Annotated in this window: 13 protein-coding genes; 3 read left to right on the top strand and 10 right to left on the bottom strand. The window is 59.0% G+C overall.

Features of this window, described 5'->3' with window-relative positions; translation table 11 throughout:
• Positions 1 to 66 precede the first annotated feature (66 nt).
• The gene (locus LUN51_RS14510) at positions 67 to 1464 is read right to left on the bottom strand and encodes a GntP family permease (protein ID WP_277811789.1); all 1398 of its coding nucleotides are present in this window, start codon (positions 1462 to 1464) and stop codon (positions 67 to 69) included.
• Positions 1465 to 1771: 307 nt separating this feature from the next.
• On the opposite strand from LUN51_RS14510, the gene LUN51_RS14505 reads away from it, so the two are divergent.
• Positions 1772 to 2875: an NAD(P)H-dependent flavin oxidoreductase gene (locus LUN51_RS14505; protein WP_277811788.1), complete on the top strand. Its 1104-nt coding sequence runs from the start codon at positions 1772 to 1774 to the stop codon at positions 2873 to 2875.
• A gap of 61 nt (positions 2876 to 2936) precedes the next feature.
• Here LUN51_RS14505 and gstA read toward each other — a convergent pair whose 3' ends face one another.
• From gstA to LUN51_RS14490, 3 genes are all read right to left on the bottom strand, one after another.
• Positions 2937 to 3542 carry a glutathione transferase GstA gene (gene gstA, locus LUN51_RS14500; protein WP_277811787.1) on the bottom strand — a complete coding sequence of 202 codons (606 nt, stop codon included), beginning with the start codon at positions 3540 to 3542 and terminating at the stop codon, positions 2937 to 2939.
• A gap of 45 nt (positions 3543 to 3587) precedes the next feature.
• Entirely contained in the window at positions 3588 to 4394 is an 807-nt protein-coding gene (locus LUN51_RS14495) for an MBL fold metallo-hydrolase (protein ID WP_277811786.1), read from the bottom strand.
• A gap of 87 nt (positions 4395 to 4481) precedes the next feature.
• Positions 4482 to 5375 (bottom strand): permease, encoded by an 894-nt coding sequence (locus tag LUN51_RS14490; RefSeq protein WP_277811785.1) that lies wholly within the window; start codon positions 5373 to 5375, stop codon positions 4482 to 4484.
• 181 nt (positions 5376 to 5556) lie between these two features.
• On the opposite strand from LUN51_RS14490, the gene LUN51_RS14485 reads away from it, so the two are divergent.
• The gene (locus LUN51_RS14485) at positions 5557 to 6402 is read left to right on the top strand and encodes a LysR family transcriptional regulator (protein WP_277811784.1); all 846 of its coding nucleotides are present in this window, start codon (positions 5557 to 5559) and stop codon (positions 6400 to 6402) included.
• Between the two features lie 307 nt (positions 6403 to 6709).
• Here LUN51_RS14485 and LUN51_RS14480 read toward each other — a convergent pair whose 3' ends face one another.
• The 6 genes from LUN51_RS14480 to LUN51_RS14455 all read right to left on the bottom strand — a co-directional run bounded on the left by LUN51_RS14480 (position 6710) and on the right by LUN51_RS14455 (position 16066).
• Positions 6710 to 7921, bottom strand: coding sequence for a zinc-dependent alcohol dehydrogenase (locus LUN51_RS14480; RefSeq protein WP_277811783.1), 1212 nt, complete (start codon positions 7919 to 7921; stop codon positions 6710 to 6712).
• Positions 7922 to 8087: 166 nt separating this feature from the next.
• Entirely contained in the window at positions 8088 to 9143 is a 1056-nt protein-coding gene (locus LUN51_RS14475; RefSeq protein WP_277811782.1) for a Ku protein, read from the bottom strand.
• On the bottom strand, positions 9136 to 9909 hold the full coding sequence (locus tag LUN51_RS14470; protein WP_277811781.1) for a Ku protein: 774 nt from the start codon (positions 9907 to 9909) through the stop codon (positions 9136 to 9138). The genes LUN51_RS14475 and LUN51_RS14470 overlap by 8 nt, the downstream gene beginning before the upstream one ends.
• The gene (gene ligD / locus LUN51_RS14465) at positions 9910 to 12612 is read right to left on the bottom strand and encodes a DNA ligase D (protein WP_277811780.1); all 2703 of its coding nucleotides are present in this window, start codon (positions 12610 to 12612) and stop codon (positions 9910 to 9912) included.
• 71 nt (positions 12613 to 12683) lie between these two features.
• Positions 12684 to 14708, bottom strand: coding sequence for a CocE/NonD family hydrolase (locus LUN51_RS14460; RefSeq protein WP_277811779.1), 2025 nt, complete (start codon positions 14706 to 14708; stop codon positions 12684 to 12686).
• An 11-nt stretch (positions 14709 to 14719) separates the two neighbouring features.
• Positions 14720 to 16066 carry an ATP-grasp domain-containing protein gene (locus tag LUN51_RS14455; protein WP_277811778.1) on the bottom strand — a complete coding sequence of 449 codons (1347 nt, stop codon included), beginning with the start codon at positions 16064 to 16066 and terminating at the stop codon, positions 14720 to 14722.
• Between the two features lie 255 nt (positions 16067 to 16321).
• Here LUN51_RS14455 and LUN51_RS14450 point away from each other — a divergent pair, with 255 nt between their 5' ends.
• Positions 16322 to 17302, top strand: a complete 981-nt coding sequence (locus LUN51_RS14450) for a cation:proton antiporter (protein WP_277811777.1) — start codon at positions 16322 to 16324, stop codon at positions 17300 to 17302.
• Positions 17303 to 17376 lie beyond the last annotated feature (74 nt).

The following is a 17376-nucleotide window of genomic DNA, read 5'->3' as shown; positions in this document are numbered from 1 at the left end:
AGGAGTATATCAGGCCTGCTTACTTGCATGCCGCCGCCGAAACTTCGGCGGCGGCTTTGACAGTGCTTACGTCAGCATCGCGAATAGAGCCCAGGCGAGACCGAAGGCCATCAACGAAATTGCCGTGGAGACCACACTCCAAGTCTTGAGCATGGTCTTGGTTTCCATGCCCAGGAAACGACCGACCAGCCAGAAGCCGGAGTCGTTGACGTGCGAATAGCCGATGGCGCCCGCCACCACGGCGACCACGACACATGCCAGCGGCATGCCGCTCAGCGAAGAGTCGAGCACCGCCGGGGCAAGAATCCCTGCTGCCGTGGTCCCAGCGACCGTCGCCGAACCTTGCGCGATGCGGATCACCGCCGCGATCACGTACCCCGCCACGAGTATCGGCAGCCCCAGCGACTGCAGGCTATCGGCCAATGCCTCGCCGATACCGCTGGCTGTGAGCACACCGCCGAACATCCCGCCCGCGCCGGTAATCAGGATGATGCTGCAAACCGGGGCCAGCGCCTTCTCGATGGTTTCGTTGACGGCGCCCATGGCGCCCTTTTCATGACCGCGCAGCAGCAACAGCCACATCGCCAGGCACAGGCTGATCAGCAGCGCCACCGGCGTCTCACCGATCAGTGTCAGCGTACCGAGCACGGGATTACCTTCCGGCAAGGTGCCTGCGCTGATTAGGGTCGTAATGCCAGTATTCATGAAAATCAGTACCAGCGGCAACAACAGCACCAGCAGAATCGTCGAGAAGCGCGGCAGTGAGGTGCGCTCGACTTCATCGCTGTCGGCGCCGCCCATCAAATCCGGCACCGGATGAAACGGTGTGCGCTTGGCCAGCCACAGTGAAAGCTGATAGCCCGCCAGATACCAGGTCGGTAGCCCCACGATCAACGCCACCAGCAGTACCATGCCGATGTCGCCCTCAAGGAATACCGCCGCCGCCACCGGGCCGGGGTGCGGTGGAACCAAGGCGTGCATCACCAGGAACGCACCCGCCGCCGGCAACGCGTAGATAAGTAACGAGCCTCGCAGTTCGCGCGCGATGGAGTAGATCACCGGCAGCATCACCACGAAGGCGGCATCCAGAAAGATCGGAAAGCCGAACAGTAAACTGGCGATGGACAGCCCCAGCGGCGCCTTCTGCTTACCGCAGATGCGAATCAGAGTATCCGCCAGTACCTTGGCACCACCCGAGATCGCCACGATGCGCCCGAGAATCGCCCCGAAGCCGATCAGCAGCGCTACGTTGCCCAATGTCTTGCCGAAACCGGAAAGCAGCGTCGGCAACAGGTCGTCCACGGTCACGCCGGTCGCCAGCGCCGTGGCGATACTCACGATCACCAAGGCGAGGAAGGGGTGCAGCTTCACCTTGATAATCAGAAATAGCAGGATGGCGATCGCCCCGGCGGCCACTGCAAGCAGACCCGGCGTCGACAGAGAGAAAGCAAATGCGGTGTCCATACGGTCCTCGCATTGGTGGCTGAACGCCGCTCAGCGACGGCGAGGCGCCAACCTAATGCGTGTACCGATAGCCATCTAATGTGTTTTGTGGCTAAAAGCGATATCTATTCGATTATCATATTCGTACGCCCCCTAATAACCGGGCGCCACTCTCCACACATCAGACCAAAGACGTAAGACCAAAGTATTGAGACGCGAGATGCATATTAGTGTGCTTGCAACGCCGTCTCGGTCACTCGATCATGAACCATGCCGATCCTGATACCGGGGCCATCGCCCTCTTTCTGTCATTTCCGGGAGCATCGCCATGTGGCCGCAACGTGAACTGCTCGACCGCCTCTCCATCGAACTACCCATCATCCAGGCCCCCATGGCCGGCGCCAACGACGCGACACTGGCCATCGCCGTCAGTCGAGGGGGCGCGCTGGGCTCCATCCCGTGCGCCACGCTCGCCCCCGAGCGCATCGAGCGAGAAGTCGCGCGGTTTCGCGAGCATGCCAGCGGCCCGCTCAACCTCAACTTTTTCTGCCACTTGTCGTCACCGCCCGATCCCAGCGCCGAAGCCGCCTGGCGCGAACGCCTGGCACCGTTCTACCGCGAAGCAGGGCTCGACCCCGAGGAGGCCGCCCCGGCCGCCCAACGCAAGCCCTTTGACGACGTCCAGTGCGAGCTGGTCGAACGCTTGCGTCCCGAGGTCGTGAGCTTTCACTTCGGCTTGCCGGATGCCCCCTTGCTGGCCCGCGTGAAAGCCACCGGCGCCACGGTCATGGCCAGCGCCACCACCGTCGCCGAGGGCCGCTGGCTGGCCACCAACGGCGCAGACATCATCATCGCCCAGGGGCTCGAAGCCGGCGGGCACCGCGGCGTGTTTCTCGAAGATACCCGCGCTGACACGGTCGCCGACGCCATGGCCCGCCAGCCCGGCACCTTCGCGCTGGTGCCGCAGCTCGTCGATGCCATCGACCGCCCCGTCATCGCCGCCGGCGGCATCGGCGACGCACGCGGTGTCGCCGCCGCCTTCGCGTTGGGCGCCTGCGGCGTGCAGCTCGGCACCTATTACCTGACCACACCGGAAAGCCTGGTCAGCGACATTCATCGCGCCGCTCTGGCCGAGGCCCGCGACGATAACACCGTCGTCACCCGCCTGTTCTCAGGCCGCCCAGCGCGCGGGCTCGTCAATCGGGTGATTCGCGAGCTCGGCCCGCTCTCACCGTCTGCCCCGCCCTTTCCCACCGCCGGTGGCGCGCTCGCCCCGCTCAAGCAAGCCGCCGAAGCCCACGGGCGTGGCGACTTCTCCTCGCTGTGGGCCGGCCAGGCAGCGGCACTGGCTCCCCATGGCGACGCCGAGACCCTCACGCGCCGACTGGGCGACGAGACGCTGGCACGGCTCCAGGCGCTGGCTTCAGATTAATTGCAATGCTTCCGGAGGCCGCGATCACGCCTGATGGCAGCGACAGGAGGCAAGCGATCGCTTACTTCAACCCTTCCGCCTGCATGGCGCGCTGAACCGAGTCGCGCTCGGCAATGTGCGCCACGAAACGCTGCAGATGGGGCCATGGCGACAATGAGATATGCACCACCCGTGACCAGCTGAGCACCGTGAACAAGTAGGCGTCCGCCACGCTGAAGCGCTCGCCCGCGACGTAGTCGCGTGTGGCCAGGTGCTCGTTCATCAGCGACAAGCGTGCATTCAGGTTCTTCTGGGCGATAGCGCGCCACGTGTCGCCGCTGTTGGGCTTGAAGAACGGACTGAAATTCTTGTGCAGCTCGGTGGTAATGAACACCAAGTGGCTCAATAGCTCGAAATATGCCTTGCTGCCCGGGGAAGGCGCCATCTCGGCCTCCGGCGCGAGGTTGGCGATATACAGCAGGATCGCGACCGCCTCGGTCATCACCTCGCCGTCGTCCAGCACCAGGGCGGGAACGTAACCGTTAGGATTGATGGTCAGGTAATCCTCGCCGCTCTCCGTTTTCTTGGCCGCCAGATCCACTTTCTCGATCTCGTAGGTCAGCTCCGCCTCTTCCAGCGCGATGTGCACGGCCATCGCGCAGCTCCCCGGCTTGAGATACAGCTTCATGTCATGCGCTCCATGATTGTCATATTGGCTTGCAAAGGTGTGCGTTCACTTCGCCCGAGGCGCCTCCAGTGCCTGACAATGGCGCGCTACCGACAGCGCCACTACCGGCCCGGCATCGGCAGTGATCTCGCTATGCCAGAATGCCGCGTAGACGGCCTCGAAGTCGAGGTGTTGCAAGCGCTCGCCGATACGCGCCACCTCACTGGCGGGCAACGGAATGTTGTTGGGGTACGACCACATGAACGACGCCATGCGGTCCGGCGTGACCAGCAGCGTGTCCCCGGTCAACAGCGTACCGCGCGCTTCCCAGTGCAGCACGCTGGCGCCGGGGAAATGTCCGCCCAACCGGTGCGCCGTCACGCCGGACAGCACCTCCAGCGTCTCGCCCTGCCATGGGGAAAGCGCCTCGTCCGACACCATGATCCACTCGCGGTCCGCCGCGTGCACGTATACCGGGCACTCGAACGTACGGCCCCAGCTCGCCATGGTGGCGTAGTAATGCGGATGCGAGATGACGATGGCCTTTAGCCCGCCCAGCGCCTCGATCAACGTGATCGTCGCCGCATCCAGCAGGCTAAGGCAATCCCACAACACATTGCCGTGGGGCGTGCGCAGTAAGAACGCCCGCTGGCCAATGGCGAATTTCGGCACCGTGCCCAGCGCCAGCAACCCCGGCGACATCTCGCGAAAGGTATTGGTATGCCCCGCCGCCAGGGCCGTCGGCGTTGTCCACTGCTGGCCCGACGCTGGCACGTACTGCCGCTCATCCTCACATACCGGGCACCGCGACGGCGGCGCCTCGCTCACGGGGTACTGCACCCCGCATGTCGAACACAGAAACCCCGATAGCATGATCCACACTCCTCCTTCGCGTTGGCGCTTTCTAGCGGAAACTCAACGTAGGTTGTCCTGTACCCGCATGAAGCGACCATGCCACTACTAGATAAGATTGGTCGCGATATCCGTCACCCAACCTGCCACTAATGCGCCGACGATTCCCAGTGTCAGATAAAGCCCAAAAATGGCAGGCCGTACCAGGCTCCACACGGCTATGGCAGCGTAAAAACTGATGGCCGCACCAGAAATCAGAAATGCCATTGCCGCCCCGGGGCTGAGCCCCATGTCCAGCATGCCACGCAGCAGGGGTAGCGCCGCGTATCCCTCAATGTACAGTGGCCCACCGATGCCTACTGCAAAAGGTACCGCCCAGACGCTGTCCACATTCGTCAGCAGTGAGTAACCCGCCGCCCCGAGGTGTGCGCGCACCAAGGCTTCCACCGTCAAGGCGAACGCCAGCCAACGCAGGACAAGCGCAAAGGTCGAAAGTGTTTCCGCCCAGAAAGGCGAACGCGCCGATATCCCGCATTGCGGCGCCTGCATTTCCTGTACTGCCTTCTCACGTACCCATTGTGCTTGCGGCCGCCACCGACACAAGCCGTGCGTGACAGCACCGGCCGTCAGTCCCAACAGCATGGCTGCAATCAACAAGGCGATCGCGAACGGCCAGCTCAATATATTAGCAGTCAATAAAAGCATACCTGGGTCCGTGATCGGCGAAGACAGCCAGAAGGCCATCGCCGCCGCGATAGGAACGCCTTGGCGCAACAAAGCTGCGACAAGTGGAACACTGGCAATGCCGCACACTGGAGTTACCGTCCCGATCAACCCCGCGAAGAAAATGGCTTTCCACGGGCGATTATCCAAAGCACCGCGAAACCGTTCCGCCATCGCGCTCACCGCAAGCCATCCTGCCATCAGAGCCACCAGTACAATCAGAGGCAATAACGTGATGAGCTCCATCGCCACGGATATCACCAGATCAAGATTGTGCATGGGCCACACAGAGCTCAGTAGCAACATGAGGCCGGTCAGCCACCAGACGCCTGAACCAGCTCGGCGCATATCGTTTTCTCCCTGAATCGTTGATATAGCCGCCAGGGTGGTGGAGGACCTATAATAAATAAAACGAATTCATCTTATTTTAAGCATCAGGAATGCTGATGGGAGGGAATACATGCGAGGTGAATGGCTGGTGACCTTCGCCGCTGTCGTGGAAGCGCGTAGTTTCACGGGAGCCGCGAAACATCTGCACCGTACCCAGTCGGCGATCAGCATGCAGATCCAACAACTCGAAGCAGCGGCCGGCATACCACTGCTCGTTCGTGAACGCACCGGCGTAACCCCCACCGAAGCGGGAGAGAGGCTCTTGCCTCATGCCCGGCGTACCACCGAGGCCCTTCGCGACGCCGCCGCCATATTCAATAGTGCCGAGGCGGCGTCAGGCCCCTTGCGCATCGGCATTCCGGAAGAGTATTCAGGTTCCGAACTCCCACCGCTATTGAGCCATTTCCAACGTAGCCAACCGAGTATCGAATTACTCGTACAAAGCGCCAGCAGTGACAGACTGGCTACAGCTATTGAAAGTGACGCCTTGGACCTTGCGCTGCTCGTCGCGGACGACAATGAACGCCGCAGCGGTGAAGTGCTGCTTTATGATCCAACATGGTGGGTTATCGCCAGCAATATCAGCCTCCCCACCACGGGGCCATTGCCCTTGGTCTTATTCGATCAAGCATGCTGGTGGCGACAATGTGCGTTGAACCAGGTTAACGAGACGGGACGCGAATGGCGTATTGCGTACTCCAGTGACAGCATCGCAGGTGTCGCAGCCGCCATTCAGGCGGGGCTCGGTATCGGCGTGCTCGGCAAAAGCACGATCCCCAAAGGCATTCGCGCGGTCCCCAAGGAACTGAAGCTACCAAATTTGCCGGGTTCCCAACTCATGCTGCAATGTAAAAACCCGGACGCACCAGGCGCACAAGATATGATCACGCTGATGAGACGTCATTTCTCGGCGTAGGCTGGCTGTTCATCATGAATCCCACGAAATATTGAGATGGCACTCATCATGCGCACAGGCATTGGCATCGTTTAGCTATAATAAGCACTATGCTTGGCACCTAAAGGTAAAAAACCCCGGCCGAGGCGACCGGGGAAGACGGGGGACTGACTTTCCAAGGACTGGCTTTCAAGATAGCGCTGAGGGGGATTTCCTTGTTTAACGCTGGTAAAAGTTGTCCCCAAACCTTCATCAACCGCGATAATAAAACTGCCCTGGCCTGATACTAGTGCTGTCGGTAGCAGTTCAGGTTGGCTGATCAACCGGCTCAGTTGGTTTGTGGCATTAACGCCACCTTGATCCAGCCTTCATCACGACGATCGAAAGCTTCGAAAGCGCTAAGCGTGTCGGGCAACTGCTCGTGCTGAGTGAGGATTTTGGCCGGGTCAATCTTGCCGGCCAGGGTCAACTCGATGAGCTTGGGAATGTACTTGCGATGATGGCAGTTACCCATGTGCATCGTCAGGCTGCGGTTCGCCGCCATGCCAATGGGGAAATGGCGGAAATCGGGCGGGTAAACACCGATGATCGATAGCGTACCGGCCTTGGCGAGACCCTCGACCGCCCACTGCAGCGCTTGGCTGGGGGCATCGCCGGGACGCCAGGTCTCGCCGGAAGGATTGGCCTGCGGCGCTGTCTCGCGAGCCTCTTGCTCCTGGGTGTCGACGTCGCTTCTGTCGGCGGCCTGGCTGTGATGAGCGTGTTCAGCATCTACACCGACGGCATCGATGGCACGATCCGCGCCGATGCCCCCGGTCAGCCGCTGGAGCGTTTCCACCGGTGACTCGCGTTCGTAGTTGATGGTCTCAGCGCCTAGCTTACGGGCCCGATCCAGTCGGTCCTGATGACCATCGATGGCGAACACCCGGCCTGCACCGAATAGAAAAGCACTGGCAATCGCGAACAAACCGACCGGGCCACAGCCGAACACCGCCACGCTGTCGCCGTCACTGATCTCGGCCGACTCGGCCCCGAAGTAGCCGGTGGGGAAGATGTCCGAAATGGCGATGGCTTGGTCGTCATTAATCGCGTCAGGCAGCTTGACCAGACCAACGTTGGCATATGGAATACGCGCCTTTTCGGCTTGGAGCCCATCGAATGAACCGGTCGGTTTGGGGCCGCCGAAAAACGACGTGCCAGCCTGTTTGCCATTGGGGTTAGCATTATCGCACTGGGCATGATAGCCAGCGCGGCAATACGAGCAGGTGCCGCAAGCGATGGTCGAGGGAATGACTACCCGATCGCCAACCGACAGGTTGCGTACGTCCTCGCCCAACGCCTCAATGATGCCAACGCCCTCATGGCCGAGAATCAAACCCTCCTGCATGTCGGCGAAGGTGCCGCGAATGAAGTGCAGGTCGGTGCCGCAGATGGCGGATGAGGTAAGCCGAACGATCGCGTCGGTGGGTTCCTTGAGGGCCGGCTCGGGAACGTCGTCGAGCCGTATGTCACCGATTCCATGGTAAACGACAGCTTTCATGGTGCCTCCTTTGCGTTGCGTGAGTACAACATGAAGCGTAGAAATCTTGGTGCTGCCTTACATCATAAATTGCCGGTACTTTTAACCGTGTACAAATGCGCAACTAATTATTTTAAAGCCCTCTAACAGGTTGGATAGGCTCACGAACATGAATGCCATAGTGGCATTACCCCTGCTGCTGAATCGCCTTGATTAATTGCGCTTTGTTCATTTTACTGCGCTCCGCTATCTCAAGCGCTTGGGCGCGCTCATAAAGCGCCTCACGAGTCAGCTTCTTGAGATCTTCCGAAGTCCCACTCAGTGACTGACTCGCGCTTTTTCGACGGGATGAAGCGCCCTTGGATGCGCTATCCTTTGCACTTGATTGACGGTGTTCATTGTCGCTCGGTGCCGCACGACCACGTGTGAGGCTGCGTTTCAGCACCTGCATCAAATCGATTACCTCAGCGCCGTCCTCATCATTGTTACTTTCAGTCGTATCGTTATCCTCGACGAAGACGGTATCTTCATGGCGCCGACGCTTCTGCCGCACACGCTTTTGCAATGCCTCCATGTGTGGGTCGATCAGCTCATCGGGATCAAATGTCTTGGCGTTGAGCTTATCCATTGCCTTTCGCATTTGCTGCTCACGTTTCGGTGTCGGTTGGCCCGGCTCCTCGAGGCCGATACTTTCAGGCGAGCGTAATTCATCGTGAAAGCGCAGCGCTTCCGCACGAAGGATGCCGCCTTCGGCGAGTATTGCTACCAATACCTCGCGCCCACGCATTACCAGCGTCGCTATACCAGCTCGCCGGGTCTTTTCCATTGCTTCCGCGAGGAGCTTATAGGGCTTGAGCGCGCCTTTGTCCGGCACTAGGAAATAAGCTTGGCGGAAGTAGAGCGGGTCAAGTTCCTCGAGCGAGACAAAGCGACTCAACTCAATCTCACGGCGATGCTCAACGGCGGCATCCTCTATCTCTTGCTCCTCGACCACTACATAGCGGCCGTCGGCCACTTCGACACCTCGTGCCAGCTCGCTCGACTTGAGAGGCTTACGCCCTCGCTCACTGAAGTAACGGCGTGCCAGCGGCGTACCTTCTTCGTCCACTTCACGCAGCGTCACATCCCGCGAATGATGCGCAGGATAGAGACCCACGGGCAAGTTAACCAATCCGAAGGCAATGATACCCGACCAGAACGGTCGCGGACCGCGAAAGCTGGAGTTGTTATCACGTTTAGGCACGCTTACGCTCCCTTGCCAGGCTAGCCTCGAGCGTGGACGCAAGCTCGTCGTTGGGCTCTCGTTGCCTGCGGCGCTTTACCTTGACACGCTTGCCATGACGTTTGGTTTCGACCAAGTCTTCGAGACGACAACGATACTCGTCCTGATAGGTTTCCGGTTCGAATTCGGCGGCATACATCTCAACGAGTTCGGTAGCCATTTTTACTTCACCGGTACCGAGCTGGCCGCCACCTGGAGGATCCAGCGCTTCCGCATCGACAACCTCATCAAGGTGACGCAAGGTGATGAGTACGGGATGTCCATCATGGTCGCGCAACGCGCCCACATAAGTCTTGTGACGCATGACCCAATGCACTAATCCCTCGCGGCTGCTGTCAGCCAGGGCTACTGCCAGAGCGTTGAAAGCTTCGTCGTCACCATCGGGGCCCAAAAAATAGGGACGCCGATACCATTGATGATCGATAACCCCAGGCGGTAGAAAATGCATCACCTCAATGTCACGCGAGGGTGTCGGCTCCAGTTCGGCCAATTCGTCTTTGTCGAAAAAAGTCCGCTCTTGCTTGCTTACGACCGCTTTACGACGCTCGTCTCGGGGCACCGCCTCCCCCGTCTCAGGATGAATCATCGTCTGGTGGACCGGGCGATGGTGGCGTCGATCTAGCAGACGGAAATGCACATTGCGATCGCTGACCGCCGAATAAAGTTTAACCGGCACTCGCTCTGCGCCGAATCGAATGACGCCCTTCCACACGGCACGTGCTGCCATTCAAACCTCCATCCCGACATCTCGACACCGCTTCTTCGTGAGCGTCTGTCGCGCCTTTTCAAAACCTTCCCAGGGGTCTCGCTTGAGCGAAGCCAAACGGCGTGACAGATTCTCGAGCGTGTAGTGGTCAGCTTTGAGCGCCGGCCCCAGCTCCTCCCAGCGAACCGGCGTGGCGACGGGGGCACCAGGCTTGGCACGCACAGAGTAAGAAGCGATCGCCGTCGCGCCACGGCCATTGCGAAGATAATCGAGAAAGACTTTACCGCGACGCGCCTGCTTGGACATATTCAAGGTCAATTTGCCAGGGTGCTTTTCGGCGCAACGTTCACAAACCGCTTCGGCAAAGCCTTTGGCCGTATCCCAATCGGCATGCGGCTTAAGCGGCACGACCAAGTGCAACCCCTTGCCTCCAGTGGTACGTAGAAAAGCCGTGAGCCCAAGGGCTTCTAGCGCTTTGCGTAGTTCACGGGCAACATCGATTACCTCTTGCCACGCGCTCTCCGGTGCCGGGTCGAGGTCGAAGACCAACTGATCGGGCCGCTCGAGATCATCAAGACGACTGTTCCAGATGTGAAACTCGATCGAACCAAGCTGGACTAGGGCAACAATATCTTCGATATCACGGATGTAGAGATAGTCATTGCTGCCCGATTTCTCCTTAATCTCGATACTCGGTAGGCTTTCCGGTGTAGTCCCGCTGGGATGTTTTTGCACAAAGCAGTCGTCATCTATACCGCCAGGGCAGCGTAACAACGTCAGCGGCCGCTCGATCAGTCCCGGCAAAATCCAATCGGCCTGTGCGGCGTAGAACTCGGCCAACTGCTGCTTAGTGATATGGCCGCGCTTGAATAGCACCCGGTCCGGATGGGTCAGCCTAACCCCGGCAATGCGAACCTCATCGTTGCCGCTCGTCTTGCGGGACTGGCGAGACCGATTGTCGGCACTGGCCTTCGCTTTGGCGTTGGCTTTTCCGCCTTTCGATCCCTGGTTATCGTCCTGATCTTTTCTACTGCTGTGGTCATCAGACATCGACCCTCCCGTGACGCGTTGCTGTTCGAGTTGGATATCCCCGGGATCGCGATCCTCACGTACACCGCGAAAGCGAGGGTGGCGGAGCCGACCATCGCCGGTCCACTCACTGAAGTTGACGTCGATCACCAATTTCGGCGTGACCCAGTGTGTGGACTCGGAATTAGGGATATCACGCTCGACGAATGGTGATGTCTTGCGCGAGTTTTTTGATAGTGAGCGTCGGAACTCCTCCAACTGTGCATTGGAAAAGCCTGCGCCGACGCGGCCGCAGTAGCGTAACTGACCGTCTTCATAAGCGCCGAGCAGTAGAGAGCCAAATCCCGCTCGCGAACCTTTAGGATCGGTATAACCGCCAACCACGAACTCTGCCTGACGCTCGGTCTTGGTCTTGATCCAATCACGATTGCGACGGCCACTATAGCGAGAGTCAGCACGTTTAGAGACCACGCCCTCGAGCCCTTTGCGACTCGCCTCCTCGAAGAAAACGCGTCCCTGGCCTTCGATGTGATCGGTATAGCGTATCGGACTGCGCTCGGGTAGCTTCAACGCCTTGAACAGATCCGCTAACAGACGCTTGCGTTCCCGCAGCGGCACGTCATGAAGGTCAACACCATCGAGGTGAAGCAGATCGAAGACCTGATAGATCAAGCGAGCGGTATGCGTTTCGCTAATCGCCCGCTGCAGGCGGCGAAAGTCACTGATGCCGTCACTTCGAAGCGCCACGACCTCACCGTCGAACAACGCTCCGCCGACGCTCAGCTCACTCATTGCGGCAGCGATCTCCGGGAAACGCTCGCTCCAGTCATGGCCATTGCGAGTAATCAAGCGTGCTTTGCCACTTTGTAGCCGAGTCAGAATGCGGTAACCGTCGAACTTGATCTCATGAAACCACTCATCCCCTTCGGGGGCCTCGTCAACCAGTGTGGCCAGTTGTGCAGAAGGCTTAGTGGGCAGTCGCCCCTTACGAGCGCCTTCGACCTCACCTGCGTTAGGTAGCGCCGCCTGAGTAGATTGGGATGTGGCACCAGTAGATACCTCGCGGGGGCGCTCCGTGTTGCCATTCTCCCCTTGCCGCGTCTCATGACGCTTTTTGGAGGACCCACCAGCGGGCCTTTCGTTGCTCTCGTTGCTGTCGGCAGCGATCTGCGACATTGAACGCTGAGACTCGACACTGACATCGTCGAGTCGCGTGGGCACGTGAGCGGTATCATCGTCGTGGCGCTTGATCATTAACCATTGCTTGGAATCGCGTTTGCGACCACGCATGCGCTTGAGGGTCCAGGCGCCCTTGAGCTTGCTGCCATCGAGTTCAAAATCAATCTGATCGTCATCGTGCTTGGCGGTGACATGCCACTCCCCCCGGTCCCAGATCATCACAGTACCGGCGCCATATCCTTCGGGGATCGCACCTTCGAAATCACCGTACTCAAGCGGATGGTCTTCGACCTGTACGGCCAGATGCTTCTCTCCAGGAGCGAGGCTCGGCCCTTTCGGCAGGGCCCAACTTCGCAATACGCCGTCCTCTTCGAGACGCAGGTCGTAATGCAGTTGACTGGCATCATGCTTGTGAATCACGAACCGAGCAGCACCGCGGTGCTGCCCGCTTCTGCCCCGAGGTTCCGGAGATCGGGTGAAGTCGCGCTTGCGATGATAGGTCTCAAGATCAGCCATCCGCTGCTCCTACCGAATCAAACTAGAAGCTTCAGTTTAGTCAACATTGACTGGTGCCTTAGCTCATTGACCTAGAGGTGGTCTCTGGGGATAGTCCGGTCCCAATTCTTCGAGTAGATGCGATAGCCCTTTTCATAGGCATCGAGCTGGGCGTGGATGAAGAAATCTTTTTCATCGCAGGTTAGTATCGTGCGGGTGGTGACCTGAATATCCCAGTCGTCGCGTTTAAAGCCACGCTCGGTGTAGGTCTCGCCGCGTGCCGAGGTGTAATCATCATCCTGACAGGAATACCACTCCCGCGTGCTGCGCCGAATCTCGGTGCCAATCTCGTCGAGGCGGAAGCCACCCTGATCGTTGATGACCTCAAGCGTCGATAGATTATTGGCCAAGTCGCGGTGTACATGCCAGTTATGCTGGCCGGGCTCGAGTCGGGTAGTCGCTACCGAGGGTGCTTGCTCGGGTTGCTCGAAAGGATGCAGCGCGGTGTCGGTTTCCTGGTGGGGCCGTTCCGGTAGTAGTAGTGCGCTGTTGCCCGTATATATAGTCAGCAGGGCCGGCTCGGGGGGCATCCATGCCAGCGGCCAGTAGGAGGTCGATACCGAGATTCGTAGCTGGTGGCCAGCCGGGAAGCAGTGCGCTATGCCGTTGAGCTCGACCTTGACGCGATAGCGCTTACCGGGCTCCAGCCGCTCTGGGTTAGCGTCGCTATCGCGGTGCGTCAGGTTGAGCAAGCCATAGGTCACGCGGGTGGACTTGCTGTTGGGAGCGGCATCGGAGAGCCTCACCGCCATCATACCCAGCGGCTTGTCGAGCGACACCTCCAGCTCGACCACCGGACGCCCGACGATCTTGAGGGGTTCCTCCAAGGCCTGGCTCTTGAATACCAGCGAACCGCCGTCGTCTTCGCGCTGGTCGCCCGGCAAGTCCGGCGTAGCGGCGTAGGAGCACCACTTGCCAGCCGATATGCCGACGCTGACGGGCGATTGAATCGAAACTTCCGCATTGGGGAGGATATCATCTGGATTGGCGCCGATGACGTCGCGCCCCAACGGGTAGCGCTTCTCCTCGATATTGGGCGACGGCCAACTTGGCTCGCCGATCCAATGCCCCGGACGGTCCTCGTAGGAGGTATGCGGCGGCATGCTGTCCTGTAGCCATGCACGCAGCATGGGGCCGTCCATCACCCCGGTTTCCTGGCCCTTGAGCCAGTAATCCCACCATTTAAGACTTTCCTGGAGGAAACCGATCGCCGGCCCGGGAATACCGTGATGGGGATATTTGTGTCCCCAGGGGCCGATCAACCCCTTGCGCGGAACGTCGAGGTGCTCAAGCAGACGAAAGACGGTATTAGTGAAACCATCGGCCCAGCCGCCCACGGCATATACGGGGCACTGAATCGCTGAATAATCTTCGCAGACCGAGCTTCGGCTCCAGTAGCCGCTGCGCCGCTGGTGGGCCAGCCATTCCTCAAGCCACAGACCATTGCCCTTGAGTCGCTCGAACCACATCTCGCGCCAACGGTCACCAACGATCTCGGGGTCCGGCGGCAGGCTGTTGAAGGCGAACATGACGGTCGCTTCCGAGAGATTATCGCCCAGCAGGCAACCACCCATGTAGTGCATGTTGTCGGCGTAAAGATCGTCGCTCGAACAGATTGTCATGATCGCCTTTAGCGCCGGAGGGCGCCGCGCCGCGATCTGCAGGCTGTTGAAACCGCCCCAGGAAATGCCCATCATGCCGACGCTGCCACTGCACCAGGGCTGATCGGCGATCCAGGCGATAGAATCGACGCCGTCCTCCTGTTCTTGCTGGGTGTATTCATCGGCAATGAGTCCGTCCGAATCGCCACTACCGCGCATGTCGATACGCACGCAGGCATAGCCATGACCAGCCAAGTAGTCGTGGTTGTTGGCATCGCGCCCGCGGGTCAGGTCGCGCTTGCGATAGGGAATATACTCCATGATGGCGGGTACTGGCTGATGTTCAGCGCCTTCTGGTAGCCAGATGCGTGCGGCCAATTTAGCGCCGTCGCGCATGGTGATAAAGGTATTCTCGATGATCTGGACATCATAAGGATACGAAGTCACCGTCTCCATCGGTCCTCCCTTCATACGGTTAAATTCGCCTGCCAGCCGTTAGCGTCTTCCGGTGGTTGGCTGGCCTCGACAGGCTCGATCTCGAAATGCAGCGCCTCAAGGCAGGCGTGGTAGCGTTCCTTGATCTGCTCGTGGCTATCCGCGCCCAGGTAGATGGTGCCGATGTGATAGGAGAAGCTGTCCTGGTTGGCCAACTCGCTTAGACGCATGCCGGGCTCGACGGCCAGACGCACCTTGGTCCCCGGGAAGCGTTCGCGCAGCGCATCAAGCTCTTTCAAGCTGGGTATGCGCCTGACGATGCCATCCTTGTGCCCATGTGGGATAAGGCATTTGGCGGCCACCGAATACTGGCCTTGGCGGTTGGCCATGGAGGGCCGCTGGCCCAGCGCAATATCGATCGCAACTTCATGGTTCGACATGCCGTCGACCATGGCGAACATTTCGCTGTGCGACTGGGAAATGCGCGTATTGACCTCGACTAACCATAGCTTGTCGTTGACCTCATCCCACATGAACTCAGCGTTGAAACAGCCATTGTCGTAGCCGATATGTTCCAAAAAGCGCCGACTGGCTTCGATCATCTGACGCTGTATGTGCTCCGGCATGCTGGAGGGGTACTCAAGCCGATCGAACAGTTCTCCGCCCTCATCCTTGGGCTGGTCGAAGATGCCATGGACGTTGAATTCGCCCTGATACATAGTCCCTTCGGGGGCGCCCTGGATGCCGGCAATGATCTGCTCGGCGATGCAGGTATTGCCGTTGGCCTGCTCAATCTCGATTGGCAACTCGGTGTGCTCCAGCGCCTCGTTGAAGGGATCGCCGAAGTGATGGATATGCTGGCGGGTCTCGTCGATGGCGGCACGAAACTGCTCTTCGCTCTCGATCTTGAAACCAAGCTGAGAGGAGAACGCCTTGACCGGCTTGAGCCAAAATGGATAGTCGAGTGTGACCTGTTCGAGTGGGTCGTCGGCGAAGGGGTCGACACTACAGAAATCCGGCACCATCTCAGGGACTACCTTCTGCTGTTCCAGGCGACTCCAGTACTTATGTTCACACTTGAGCACACTATCCAGAGGCGGCGCGGGAATGTCGTACTCACGACATAGGATCGGCACCAGTACGCTGGTAGGAAAATCCCAGTGGGCAATGATCGCATCGATACTGCCGGTAAACTGTTTCAGCTCACGCAACTCTTGGCGTGCTTTCTCCAATATCTGATTGAAGCAAAGCGACTCCGGCTCGATCAGCGTGGGGATATCTAGCAAACCATGAAATGACAGTTGATCGGTGTGGCGTAACGTTTCAAGCTCAATGCGCTGCTGTTCTTCCAGCGCGGGGATGAACACATTCCTTTTCATCTAGTGCCTCCATGGCAACGTAGGAAGAATCTATTGCGACTTCGTCCTGCTTCCCACTCACTGAAATTGACGTCGATCACCAACCTCGGCGTGATCCATGTGTGTGGTCATCCGCTGCTTCTACCAAATCAAACTAGAAGCTTCAGTTTAGTCAACACTGCCTGACGCCTTAGCTCATTAACCTAGATTATTTAGATAGAGCTCGAGACGCTTAAAATAGCCATATTGACGTGCTCACGTGACAAGGATGTCTCTATGTCTTCGCTCAATATCGCCTTGGCCGTAGTGGGATTCGTCGTGCTCTTGCTCGGCTTTCTGACACGTCCAGTTACCCGCTCGCTGGTGTCGGCTCCGCTCTTGTCCTTTCTCGCCGGCACGCTAAGCGGGCCCGAGGTACTTGGTTGGCTCGACCCGGCAGGCTGGGGTGATAGTCATAAGTTACTCGAAGAAGCGACCCGGTTAACCCTGGGCATCAGCCTGATGGGCATAGCGCTACGCTTGCCGGCGCGTTACCCATTTCGCCACTGGCGCCCGCTCGCCGTACTTCTCTTGATCGTCATGCCGGCCATGTGCGTTATCAGCGCGCTACTCGCCGGCTGGTTAATTGGCCTACCGCTGCTAGTCGCCTTATTGGTAGGTAGTAGCGTCTGCCCGACCGATCCGGTCGTGTCATCGTCCATCGTCACGGGCGGCTTAGCCAAAGAGGCTCTACCCGAGCGCTTTCGCCATATGCTTTCCACCGAAGCAGGGATCAATGACGGGCTGGCCTATCCCCTAGTGATGTTGCCGGTGCTGCTACTTACCTTGCCCAGCGACAAAGCATGGACGGAGTGGTTCCTACAAACGTGGCTGTGGGAAATCGGTGGCAGCATCGCTTGTGGTGCGCTGCTCGGCATGCTGGCCGGGCGCGCACTCCTGTGGGTGGAACGGCACGGACTCATTGATCAACCCTCTTTTCTATCGACCACGATTGCCCTGACGCTGTTGACGCTGGGACTTGGTAAATTGATCGGGACCGACAGCGTATTAGCAGTGTTCGTTGCCGGGCTTTGTTTCGACCAGTGTATCGGGGGCAAGGAACGGGCTGAAAACAACAACGTTCAGGAGACGGTCAATCAGTTCTTCACTCTGCCGGTTTTCATTTTGTTTGGCTTGATGGCGCCCTGGGGGGCTTGGTCTGCGCTGGGCTGGTACGGGATATCTCTTGGAGTCGCCATTTTGCTACTACGTCGCTGAAGTGACCCCCTCCAGAGCTGCACAGGCTATAGTGCAGTCATCAGGAGGACAGGATGAGCGACGACACCCCCATC

The sequence above is a fragment of the Chromohalobacter canadensis genome (assembly GCF_029544075.1).
Taxonomy (GTDB): domain Bacteria; phylum Pseudomonadota; class Gammaproteobacteria; order Pseudomonadales; family Halomonadaceae; genus Chromohalobacter; species Chromohalobacter canadensis_A.
This window is presented reverse-complemented; position numbering and strand designations above follow the sequence as displayed.